Source organism: Methylopila musalis, from assembly GCF_042679725.1.
GTDB lineage: Bacteria > Pseudomonadota > Alphaproteobacteria > Rhizobiales > Methylopilaceae > Methylopila > Methylopila musalis.
Genome location: NZ_JBHTMX010000101.1, coordinates 1 through 10533, shown reverse-complemented (window position 1 = coordinate 10533; position 10533 = coordinate 1). Strand labels below are relative to the sequence as shown.

The 10533-nt window shown below is 70.0% G+C and carries 8 protein-coding genes and 3 pseudogenes; 4 read left to right on the top strand and 7 right to left on the bottom strand.

Features of this window, described 5'->3' with window-relative positions:
- Positions 1-481 (bottom strand): annotated as a pseudogene (locus ACFQ4O_RS11325) (AraC family transcriptional regulator); the annotation flags it as partial.
- A 133-nt stretch (positions 482-614) separates the two neighbouring features.
- On the opposite strand from ACFQ4O_RS11325, the gene ACFQ4O_RS11320 reads away from it, so the two are divergent.
- Positions 615-1616, top strand: coding sequence for an MBL fold metallo-hydrolase (locus ACFQ4O_RS11320; RefSeq protein ID WP_378775798.1), 1002 nt, complete (start codon positions 615-617; stop codon positions 1614-1616).
- 51 nt (positions 1617-1667) lie between these two features.
- Positions 1668-2342 carry a YoaK family protein gene (locus ACFQ4O_RS11315; protein WP_378775797.1) on the top strand — a complete coding sequence of 225 codons (675 nt, stop codon included), beginning with the start codon at positions 1668-1670 and terminating at the stop codon, positions 2340-2342.
- 3 nt (positions 2343-2345) lie between these two features.
- On the opposite strand, the gene flhA is transcribed toward ACFQ4O_RS11315, so the two are convergent.
- Complete coding sequence (gene flhA, locus ACFQ4O_RS11310) at positions 2346-4517, bottom strand: flagellar biosynthesis protein FlhA (protein ID WP_378775796.1); 2172 nt, start codon at positions 4515-4517, stop codon at positions 2346-2348.
- A gap of 161 nt (positions 4518-4678) precedes the next feature.
- On the opposite strand from flhA, the gene ACFQ4O_RS11305 reads away from it, so the two are divergent.
- Both ACFQ4O_RS11305 and purB read left to right on the top strand, forming a co-directional pair.
- Positions 4679-6043 (top strand): protoglobin domain-containing protein, encoded by a 1365-nt coding sequence (locus ACFQ4O_RS11305; RefSeq protein ID WP_378775795.1) that lies wholly within the window; start codon positions 4679-4681, stop codon positions 6041-6043.
- A gap of 95 nt (positions 6044-6138) precedes the next feature.
- Positions 6139-7449: an adenylosuccinate lyase gene (purB, locus tag ACFQ4O_RS11300; RefSeq protein WP_378775794.1), complete on the top strand. Its 1311-nt coding sequence runs from the start codon at positions 6139-6141 to the stop codon at positions 7447-7449.
- Positions 7450-7556: 107 nt separating this feature from the next.
- Here purB and ACFQ4O_RS11295 read toward each other — a convergent pair.
- The 5 genes and pseudogenes from ACFQ4O_RS11295 to ACFQ4O_RS11275 form a co-directional block, all read right to left on the bottom strand.
- Positions 7557-7652 (bottom strand): annotated as a pseudogene (locus tag ACFQ4O_RS11295) (IS5/IS1182 family transposase); the annotation flags it as partial.
- Positions 7652-7751, bottom strand: a pseudogene (locus tag ACFQ4O_RS11290) (IS5/IS1182 family transposase); the annotation flags it as partial. The pseudogenes ACFQ4O_RS11295 and ACFQ4O_RS11290, both read right to left, overlap by 1 nt.
- A 403-nt stretch (positions 7752-8154) precedes the next feature.
- The gene (locus ACFQ4O_RS11285; RefSeq protein WP_378775793.1) at positions 8155-8769 is read right to left on the bottom strand and encodes an SCO family protein; all 615 of its coding nucleotides are present in this window, start codon (positions 8767-8769) and stop codon (positions 8155-8157) included.
- Positions 8762-9880 (bottom strand): MBL fold metallo-hydrolase, encoded by a 1119-nt coding sequence (locus tag ACFQ4O_RS11280; RefSeq protein ID WP_378775792.1) that lies wholly within the window; start codon positions 9878-9880, stop codon positions 8762-8764. Before ACFQ4O_RS11280 ends, ACFQ4O_RS11285 begins: the two co-directional genes overlap by 8 nt.
- Positions 9881-10080: 200 nt before the next feature.
- Positions 10081-10248, bottom strand: coding sequence for a hypothetical protein (locus tag ACFQ4O_RS11275; RefSeq protein WP_378775791.1), 168 nt, complete (start codon positions 10246-10248; stop codon positions 10081-10083).
- Between the last annotated feature and the right edge of the window lie 285 nt (positions 10249-10533).

Below are 10533 nucleotides of genomic sequence, written 5' to 3'. Positions count from 1 at the left end.
CCGCGGCCCGCGCGGCTCGTCCGTCGAGGGCGCGGGGCGCCCGGCGCCCGGCGAAGCGCGTCAGGTCCGCCAGCGCCTCGTCCGCCCAGCCAAGGCTCGCGGGATCGTCGAACAGCGCCCGAAACGTCTCCGTCTCGCCCGCGTGGCCGATCAGCGCGCCGTCCGCCTCCTCCGTGTCGCGCAGCAGGGCCTGAAGCGCGGGCGCGCCTTCGGCCTGCGGCTCCAGATAGAGGACGCCGAGCGGATCGCCGTCGAGCCGCAGCTCGTGGCGCACCCCGGCCGGGATCAGCGCCGTGCGGCAGGTGCGCCACGGCCCGTCCGCCACCTTCAGCGCGAAGCGTCCGTAAGGGCCGGCCAGAAACACAGGCGCCCCGTGCTCGTGCTCCGCGTTGCGGTCCAGCGCGCCGATGAACAGTGTGCGCGGCCCGTCGAGCCGCCACAGCGGCGCGGGGTCGGACGTGACGGCAGCGGAAACGTTCAAGCGCGCGACCTCGGGAAGCGTCCAGCATGGGTCATGGGCGGACGGGCCGAAGCTTAGCCGCGACCGGGACCGCGCGGCAGCGGGCGGTCCCGTCTTTCGCCCTTCGTCTTTTGGCTGAAACGGAGGCGCTTCCATGCCGCATGCTGTGTCCCTCACCCGCAGGCTCCTGCTCGCCTCCGCGGGCGCCGCGCTCGCCGCGCCCGCGCTCCTGAAGGGGCTCACGGCGCCCGCGCGCGCCGAGGCGCCGTCGAGCGCCGCGCCGCTGTTCCATCGTCTGCGGCTCGGCGGCTTCGAGGTCACGGTGTTTTCGGACGCCGCCCCCACCATCGACGGCCCGTGGCCGATCGTGGGCGAGGACCGGCCGAAGGCGGAGGTGGAGGCGCTGATGCAGGCGCGCAACCTGCCGCCGAACCGCTTCAGTCCTGGGTTTTGCCCGGTGCTGATCGACACCGGCCGCGAGCGCGTGCTGATCGACGCTGGCAACGGCGCGGACGGCTTCGTGCCGAAGCCCGCCGGCGGGCGGCTGATCGAGGCGCTCAAGGCCGCGGGCGTCGCGCCCGAGCGGATCGACGTGGTCGCCATCACCCATTGCCATGTGGATCACATCGGCGGGCTGCTGGCGGACGGCGGCGGCGCGGCGTTCCCGAACGCCCGCTACGTGGTCGGCGCGGCCGAGCACGCCTTCTGGTCCGACGACGCGCGCCTCGGCGCGGAGAAGGGCACGAACGAGCTGAACTCCGCGGTTCTGTTCCGCCGCGTGGCGCCGGTCATCAAGGAGCGCCTCACACTGATCCAGCCCGGCGACGACGTGGCCTCGGGCGTCGCGTCGGTGGCGACCTTCGGCCACACGCCGGGCCATCTCGCCTATCATGTGGAGAGCGAGGGCCGCCGGCTGCTGGTCTGGGGCGACTGCGCCCATCACGAGGTCGCCTCGCTCGCCCATCCGGAGTGGAGCGCGCTGTTCGATCAGGACAAGGCGCAGGGCGCCGCGACCCGCGCCCGCGTCTACGACATGGCCGCGACCGAGAAGCTGCCGATCGTCGGCTACCACATGACGTTCCCGTCCTTCGGCGTCGTGGAGCGGGACGGCGCGGCCTATCGCTGGCGCCCCGAGCCTGCGACCTCGGTCCAGTGAGGCGGGAAGCCACGTTGACGGCCGCGTGATCGGGGCCTCTCTGTCAGGGGCATGAGATACGTTCTGATCGCTCTCCTCAGCCTCAACGCCGGCTATGTGGACGCCACCGGCTTCCTGGCGCTGCACGGCCTGTTCCCGACCCATGTGACGGGCAACTTCGTCACGCTCGGCGCGGCGCTGGCGCTCGGCTCGTCGGGCATCCTCGCCAAGGTGCTGGCGCTGCCGCTGTTCTGCGCGGTGGTGCTGGCGTCGCGGCTGGTGGGGGGCGGTCTGGACCGGCTCGGCTGGCCGGGCCTGCGCATCATGTTCGCGCTCGAGGCGGTGCTGCTGAGCGTCGCCGCGGGGCTCGCTCTGAAGCTCGGGCCGTTTCCCAACGGCGACGCGCCGACCGCGCTCGCCGTTGGCGGGGCGCTGGTCTCGGCCATGGCGATCCAGAACGCGGTGCACCGGGTGCGCCTCGCCCATCTGCCGCCCTCGACCATCATGACCGGCACCACCACGCAGGTCATGGTCGATCTCGCCGACCTGATCCGCCCCTCGACGCCGGAGGCGCGCGCCGCGGCGCGGCGGCGGCTGGGGCCCATGTCGGCGGCGCTGGCCTTCTTCGCGCTCGGCTGCGGGGCGGCGGCCTTCGCCCATGTGGTCGACGAGCAGCTCGGCTTCCTGGTCCCGCCGGCGCTCGCCTTCGCGACCCTGATCGCCGGCTGGCGCCACGCCGCCCCGTAAGGTTCAGATGCTCGCCACCGTCTTCAGGCGGGCGCGCGGGTGGATCTCGTTCTGCGACATCACCGGCGTCTGGTTGCGGAAGCGCTCGACGATGGAGCGCACGAAGGGGCGCGAGGCGGCGGAGGTGAGCAGCACCGGCGTCTCGCCCTGGCGGGCCGCCTCCTCGAACCGGTCGCGCACCAGCCCGATGAACTCGTGCAGCTTGGACGGCGCCATGGCGAGCGAGCGGTCGTCGCCCGAGCCCACGATCGATTCCGAGAAGGTCTGCTCCCACTGGGGCGACAGGGTGACGAGCGGCACGTAGCCGCCCATGGCCTGATGCTGGGCGCAGAGCTGGCGGGAGAGGCGGGCGCGCACGTGCTCCACGATCTGCGCCGGCGAGCGGGTGAAGGAGGTCGCCTCCGCGATCCCTTCGAGGATGGTGCCGAGGTCGCGGATCGACACCCGCTCCGCCAGCAGCAGCTGCAGCACCCGCTGGATGCCGGTGGTGGAGATCTGGCCCGGAACGATGTCCTCCACCAGCTTCTGCTGCTCCTTGGGCAGCTCCTTCAGCAGCTTGGAGACCTCGGCGTAGGACAGCAGGTCCGGCATGTTGGCCTTGACGATCTCGTTGAGATGCGTCGAGAGCACGGTGGTCGCGTCCACCACGGTGTAGCCGAGGATGTTGGCCTCCTCGCGCAGCGAGGCGTCGACCCAGGTGGCGGGCAGGCCGAAGGTGGGCTCGGTGGTGTGGACGCCGGGCAGCGCCACCTGCGCGCCGCTCGGGTCCATGGTCATGAACTGGCTCGGATAGACCGTGCCGCCGCCGGCCTCCACCTCCTTCACCTTCACCACATAGGCGTTGGGGGCGAGCTGCAGGTTGTCGAGCAGGCGCACCTGCGGCATCACGAAGCCTGCCTCCGCCGCGATGGAGCGGCGCAGCGCCTTGATCTGCTCGGTCAGCTTGTCGGGGCCGGCGCTGGCGTCCACCAGCGGCAGCAGCGCGTAGCCGAGCTCGATCTTGACGTCGTCCATCTTGAGCGCGGCCGAAGGCTGCTCCTCCGCCGCGGCCTGATCCGCGCCGGCGGACCCGGTCGCCGCGCTCTGGCCGAGCAGCGCCGCCACCCGTTCGGCGTCCGCCGCCGCATGGGCCTTGGAGGCGCGGTAGGCGAGCCAGCCCGTGCCGGCCGCAAGCCCCATGAAGGGGATGAAGGGAATGCCCGGCAGCATCGCCATCACGCCCATGACGGCGGCGGCGAGGCCGAGCGCCTTCGGGTAGCCTGAGAGCTGGCGCACCAGCGCCCGGTCGGCGGAGCCGGACACGCCCGCCTTCGACACCAGCAGGCCGGCGGCGGTGGAGACGATCAGAGCCGGGATCTGGCTGACGAGGCCGTCGCCGATGGACAGCAGCGTGTAGGAATGGGCGGCCTCCGCGAAGCCGAGACCGTTCTGGGCGATGCCCACGATCATCCCGCCGACGATGGTGATGAACAGGATCAGCAGGCCGGCGATGGCGTCGCCGCGCACGAATTTCGAAGCGCCGTCCATGGCGCCGAAGAAGGTGCTCTCGTCCTCGAGCTCCTTGCGCCGGGTCTTGGCGGTGGCCTCGTCGATCAGGCCGGCGGAGAGATCGGCGTCGATCGCCATCTGCTTGCCGGGCATGGCGTCGAGGGTGAAGCGGGCCGCCACCTCCGCGATGCGGCCCGAGCCCTTGGTGATGACGACGAAGTTCACGATGATCAGGATCGCGAACACGATCACGCCGATCACGAAATTGCCGCCCATGACGAACGAGCCGAAGGCCTCGATCACATGGCCGGCGGCGTCGGTTCCCTCATGGCCGTGGCCGAGGATCAGGCGCGTGGAGGCGAGGTTGAGCGCGAGCCGCAGCATGGTCGCGACCAGCAGCACGGTCGGGAAGGCCGAGAACTCCAGCGGCTTCTCGATGAACAGCGCCGTCATCAGGATCAGGACGGACAGCGTGATCGAGATCGCCAGCAGCAGGTCGAGCAGCAGCGGCGGCAGCGGCACGATGAGCACGCACAGGATGACGAGCACCCCGAGCGCGAGGCCGAGATCGCCCTTGCGCAGCACGTCCAGCGCCTTGGCGAAGCCGGCCGGCGGGGCGAAGCCCCCGGCCGGGCCGCGCCCGGCGGCGGGCGCCGGCGCCTGACCCGTAACCGTGACGTCCGACATCTCCCGCCCTTTCGCAAACTGCGACGCTGGGCAGAAATTGCCGCCCGCATGGTTTCCGAAAGGTTAACGGCGTTACGAAAGATAGCGTGAACAGCTTCGGGAAGCCCGAGCTTAACGCCCGTAAACTACAACGGACGGCGTGGGTACCGGGGGGATGTTCCATGCAGTCCATGACGCAAGCGGCCGCGCCGGGCGGCGGAGGCGACGACGCGCAGTCGCGCCTCGCCTTTCTCCAGATCGACGCCGCGACCCGCTCCGACCTGCGGGAGGCCTGGGCGGTGGCCAAGCCCGCGCTCGGCGACGTCCTCGACGGCTTCTACGCCCATCTCCTGACCCAGCCGCAGCTGGCGGGCCGGGTGAAGGGCAACGAGCCGCGACTGAAATCGGCGCAAGGGGTGCATTGGGAGCGGCTGTTCTCCGGCGCGTTCGACGACGCCTATTTCGAGAGCGTGCGCCGCATCGGCATGGCCCATGTGAAGATCGGGCTCGAGCCGCGCTGGTACATCGGCGGCTACGCCTTCGTGCAGGACCGTTTGCTGGAGCTGTTCGGCCGGGAGAAGCGGTTCTCGGGGCCGGCCGCCATGCGCCTCGCCCGCGCGGCCTCCAAGGCCGTCATGCTCGACATGGAGCTCGCGATCTCGGTCTATCAGGACAAGATCATGGGCGACCTTGAAGCCAAGAACACGGCGATCGAGACCGCCATCAACGCCTTCGACCATCAGGTGGCGCAGGCGCTCGGCGGCGTCGCCGCCGCCTCCGACAGGCTGACGGGCACCGCCTCCACGCTGGAGGCGGCGGCGCTCGCCACCAACGACCGGTCGTCCGTGGTGGCGAGCGCGGCGAGCGACACCGCGGCGATCGTGCGCGGCTCCGCCGCCGCCACCGAGGAGCTCGCGGCCTCCATCCGCCAGATCGGCGAGCAGTCCCGCCGCTCCATGGAGAAGGCCGAACAGGCCGCGCAGGAGGCGACCCGGACCAACGGCGCCATGACGCAGCTCGCCGACACCGCGAACCGCATCGGCTCCGTGGTCGGGCTGATCTCGGCCATCGCCGGCCAGACCAACCTGCTGGCGCTGAACGCCACCATCGAGGCGGCGCGGGCGGGCGACGCGGGCCGCGGCTTCGCGGTGGTCGCGTCGGAGGTGAAGGAGCTGGCGCGGCAGACCGCGGAGGCGACCGACAGCATCGCGAGCCAGATCGCCGCGATCCAGGCCTCGACCCAGACCTCCGCCGGCGACATCGCCCGCGTGCTCGACAGCATCGCCGAGGTGGCGGACATCGCCGGCGGCATCTCGCTCGCGGTGGAGCAGCAGGCCGCCGCCACCCGCGAGATCGCCGAAAACGCCCAAGGGGCGGCGCGCAACACCGGCGAGGTGAACGATTCCATCGTCGTGGTGCAGGAGTCCAACAATCAGACCCACGCGGCCGCGATCGAGGTGCACACGCTCGCCGGCGACATCCGCGGGCAGGTGAAGGGCATCCAGACCACGGTGCGCGCGTTCTTCGAAAAGGTGCGCGCCGCTTAAAACCCCTACGGGGCGGCCCGATCCGGGCGGCGGATTTGAGCCGCCGCCCGATCATGCTAGGGAGCGCCGGTCTGAACGCCGGAGCGCCCATCGCCATGATCCCCCGCTATTCCCGTCCCGAGATGGCCGACATCTGGTCGCCCGAGACCCGGTTCCGCATCTGGTTCGAGATCGAGGCCCACGCCTGCGACGCGCTGGCGGAGATCGGCGTCATCCCCAAGGAGGCGGCGAAGACCATCTGGGAGAAGGGCGGCGCCGCCACCTTCGACGTGGCGCGCATCGACGAGATCGAGCGCGAGACCAAGCACGACGTCATCGCCTTCCTGACCCATCTCGCCGAGTTCGTCGGCCCGGATTCGCGCTTCGTGCACCAGGGCATGACCTCGTCGGACGTGCTCGACACTTGCCTCGCGGTGCAGCTCGCCCGGGCGAGCGACATCCTGATCGCCGACGTGGACCGCCTGCTCGCGGCGCTGAAGACGCGCGCGCTCGAGCACAAGCGCACCCCGACCATCGGCCGCAGCCACGGCATCCACGCCGAGCCGACCACCTTCGGCCTGAAGCTCGCGGGCTTCTACGTGGAGTTCGAGCGGGCGCGCGAGCGTCTGGTCGCCGCGCGCAAGGAGATCGCCACCTGCGCCATCTCCGGCGCCGTCGGCACCTTCGCCAACATCGATCCGCGCGTGGAGGCCCACGTGGCCGAGAAGCTCGGCCTCGCCGTGGAGCCGGTCTCGACCCAGGTCATCCCCCGCGACCGCCACGCCATGTTCTTCGCCACGCTCGGCGTGGTGGCCTCGTCGCTGGAGCGGCTGGCGACGGAGATCCGCCATCTGCAGCGCACCGAGGTGCTGGAGGCGGAGGAGTATTTCTCGCCGGGCCAGAAGGGCTCGTCGGCCATGCCGCACAAGCGCAACCCGGTGCTGACCGAGAACATCACCGGCCTCGCCCGCATGGTGCGCGCCTACGCGCTGCCCGCCATGGAGAACGTGGCGCTCTGGCACGAGCGCGACATCTCGCACTCCTCGGTCGAGCGCATGATCGGTCCGGACGCCACCGTGACGCTGGACTTCGCGCTGAACCGCATGGCGGGCGTCGTTGAGAACCTGCTGGTCTATCCCGAGCGGATGCAGGCCAATCTCGACCGGCTCGGCGGGCTGGTCCACTCCCAGCGGGTGCTGCTGGCGCTGACCCAGAAGGGCGCGAGCCGCGAGGACAGCTATCGGCTGGTGCAGCGCAACGCCATGCCGGTGTGGCGCGGGGAGGGCGACTTCCTCACCCTGCTCAAGGCCGACGCGGACGTGACCGGCTACCTGACCGCGGCCGAGCTCGAGGAGGCCTTCGACCTCGGCTACCACTTCAAGGCGGTGGACCAGACCTTCGCCCGGGTGTTCGGCGACGTCGGCTGACGTCTCCCGAAGCGCGCAAGGACAGGACCGCGGCCTGCGATTGACGCTCACGTCACGCCCGAGCCACGCTCGGGCGTGACGGCGGGCGCGACTGTCCGAACGGCCTCCTAGGCTGTAGACTCAGAAGCCTGCAGCCATAGCCGCATTGAGGCGAGTTGGATCCTTGCGAGGAAGTTGGCCGCGAGCTTGTCATAGCGGGTGGAACGCGGCGGTCATCGACGCCCGGCACGCCTCGCGGCGTGTCGGGCAGCGGCGGCTCAATCACTCGCCATTTCGAAGTCGGTCAGGTCATATCGGCTCATGCCGATGCTGAATCAGTTTTCAGGCGAAGATAAAAGGCCTGCCTCGGTCCTACAGATGTTCGCCTCACCTACAAAACGCCCCTCCCACAGGAAGAAGTGACCTGCCTCCGCTATTGTGCGAGCACCTTCACGGGTGAGGAAAGCGAACCCAACCCGACGCCGCTGCCCAGGCAGGATTGGCTCGCCACCGAAGACAAGCCTCGCGTCCCAACCCTGTAACGGCTCTGCCTGCGACACCGTGCACGGACAACCGTAGCCAGACACGACCGGAACCGTCTTACCGCCCGCCTCTGAAGCGTAGAACGTCACATCCGCAATAAGGTCTGGCTGATGCTGTCTCACACGCGCATCATCTCGCGGTCGAACAGTCATCGCAAGGCGGCTCGATTTATGAGTTCACGACCTACCTCGCCAGATGCGGCCGGATGATCGTCAGCATCCGGTCGGCCGTCGTGCTGGGCGGGAAGAAGCCGAGATACCGGCCTTCCGGATCCATCAGGTAGATGAAGGCCGAGTGGTCGACCGTGTAGTCGCCGCCGGGCAGGTCGACCTTCTCGTAGAACACCTTGTAGGCGTCGGCCGCCCGGCGCACGGCGTCGGCGTCGCCCCTCAGGCCGACCAGCCGGGGGTGGAAGGCGGCGACATACTCGGCCATGCGCGCGGGGCTGTCGCGGTCCGGATCGAGGGTGATGAACAGAGGCTGCACCTTGTCGGCGTCGTCGCCGAGCAGGATAAGGGCCTGCGTGATCTCGTGAAGGTCGGTCGGGCAGATGTCCGGGCAGCTGGTGAAGCCGAAATAGACCAGCAGGTGCTTGCCCCGGTAGTCCGCGTCGGTCCGCGCCCGCCCGGTCTGGTCGAACAGGGCGAAGGGGCCGCCGACGGGCTCCCGGCTCCACATCAGCACGTCCATCAGCTCCGCGGCGGAGCGGCGCGGCGTCGCCGCTTCGCTCCGTGCGGGCGCGGTCTGAAGGCAGCACAGCGCCGCCGTCAGAACCGCAGCGGCGACGGCTTCACGCACCGAAGGTGAGCCTGCTGCCGGTGGTCGGAACGATGACGTTGGCGGGCATCTGCGCCTGGGCTTCGAGCGCGAAGTTCAGCCCGCTGCAATGCATCGGGATGACCACGTCGGGTTTCAGCTTCCCGATCTCGGCGACGATCTGCGTGAGATAGTCCTTCGGCGCCGGCCCGAGATGGAAGCCGCCGACGATGGCGTGCACCTTCTCGACGCCCGACACCTCCTGCGCCTGCCGCACCGAATTGACGATGCCCACATGGCCGCAGGAGCTGATCACGACCAGCCCCTTGTCCTTGATGTTGAAGCAGGTGGCGTGCTCGTGGACGTGCTCGTCCGGAAGGATCTGTCCTGCGAGTTCGGCCGCGGAATAATGGCTCGCGTCGCAGCCGAGGCCGTCCTTGATTCCGCGCTCGACGAAGGTGTTGGGCAGGATGCGCTCGATCGACGAGCGCTTGATCTGGCCGGTGGTGAAGGCGTGGTCGGCCACCACCGTCGGCGTCTCGCAGAGCACCGTCGTGATCTGGCGGGCCGCCAGTTCGCGGCGGTCCAGCTGCCCGAAGTCGGTGAACTGGCCCTTGACGGCGGTCGGGCTGACCCGATGGCAGAAGTTGTCCTCGCCGCCGGCGTAGAGCTTCACGTCCGCTGCGAGGTCTTGCCGGTACCGGTCGAGGAAGCCCGTCAGGCCGCCGTAATGATCGTGATGCCCGTGGCTGACGATCAGCGCGTTCACCTTGGTCGGGTCGACCTTCAGGATCTCGATGTTGTTGATCAGCGCCTCAGGACTGTAGCCGAAGTCGAGAAAGATGGTGCGCGCCTCGTCGCCCCGCTGGGTCTCCGCGAACAGGGAGAGACCCCACTGGTTGTGCAGGACCCGGCGGTAGTCCTGTCCGCGGCCGTTGCCGGGAGGCTGGTGCAGCACGCCCTGAACCGTGCTCGACTTCAGGAACTGGTCATGCGCGGAGTCGATCAGGACGCGGAGGCTGAGCTTGTCGACGGTCGGAACCGTGATGGGACCTGCGTTCGCGATTTCGATGCAGGAGAACCCGGCTGCGGCGCCGGCGGCGAAGGCCGCTGACGCCTTCAGGAAGCTTCGGCGTTCGATGGTCGCAGCCATGCCTGTGTCTCCGGCGAGATGGGTCGCCGGGACACATGACATTAAATATATCGAATGACAATATTATCCTTGGGCGAGGTCTGGGAATCGCGAGCCTGATCGTCGGGCGGGCGATCTCGCGTTCTGGCTCGCTCGTGTCGGTTCGTCCCAACAAAAAAGGGCGGCCCTTGGGCCGCCCTTCGAATGTTTCACAATCGCGTTCACCGATCCCGGTCGCGTCCGCCGCCGCCACGATCGCCGCCGCGGTCTCCACCGCCGCCACGGTCGCCGCGCTCGATGCGTCCGCCGCCGCCCTCGAATCGCGGACGGTCGCCGCCGCGGTCGCGATAGGCGCCGGGGGAGCCCCAGCCCGGGCCGCCATAGCCCATGTTGCGGTCACGCTCCGGGCGCTCGGGCCGTTCCGGACGATCGGGACGGCTCGGGCGGTCGGGGCGATCCGGCCGGTCTCCGCCCCAGCCCGGACGATCGGGACGGTCGGGTCTGCCGCCACCGCTCCAGCCCGGGCGATCCGGACGGCTCGGCCGATCTCCGCCCCAACCCGGGCGGTCGGGCCGATCCGGTCGATCGCCGCCCCAACCCGGACGGTCCGGGCGACCGGGCCGGTCGCCGCCCCAGCCGGGACGTCCCGGCCGGTCGCCGATCCAGCCCGGGCG

Bases quoted from the DNA above. Each gene is read 5' to 3' on its own strand.
- ACFQ4O_RS11320 (WP_378775798.1), top strand. From the start codon at position 615: ATGCCGCATGCTGTGTCCCTCACCCGCAGGCTCCTGCTCGCCTCCGCG.
- ACFQ4O_RS11315 (WP_378775797.1), top strand. From the start codon at position 1,668: ATGAGATACGTTCTGATCGCTCTCCTCAGCCTCAACGCCGGCTATGTG.
- flhA (WP_378775796.1), bottom strand. From the start codon at position 4,517: ATGTCGGACGTCACGGTTACGGGTCAGGCGCCGGCGCCCGCCGCCGGG.
- ACFQ4O_RS11305 (WP_378775795.1), top strand. From the start codon at position 4,679: ATGCAGTCCATGACGCAAGCGGCCGCGCCGGGCGGCGGAGGCGACGAC.
- purB (WP_378775794.1), top strand. From the start codon at position 6,139: ATGATCCCCCGCTATTCCCGTCCCGAGATGGCCGACATCTGGTCGCCC.
- ACFQ4O_RS11280 (WP_378775792.1), bottom strand. From the start codon at position 9,880: ATGGCTGCGACCATCGAACGCCGAAGCTTCCTGAAGGCGTCAGCGGCC.
- ACFQ4O_RS11275 (WP_378775791.1), bottom strand. From the start codon at position 10,248: ATGGGCTATGGCGGCCCGGGCTGGGGCTCCCCCGGCGCCTATCGCGAC.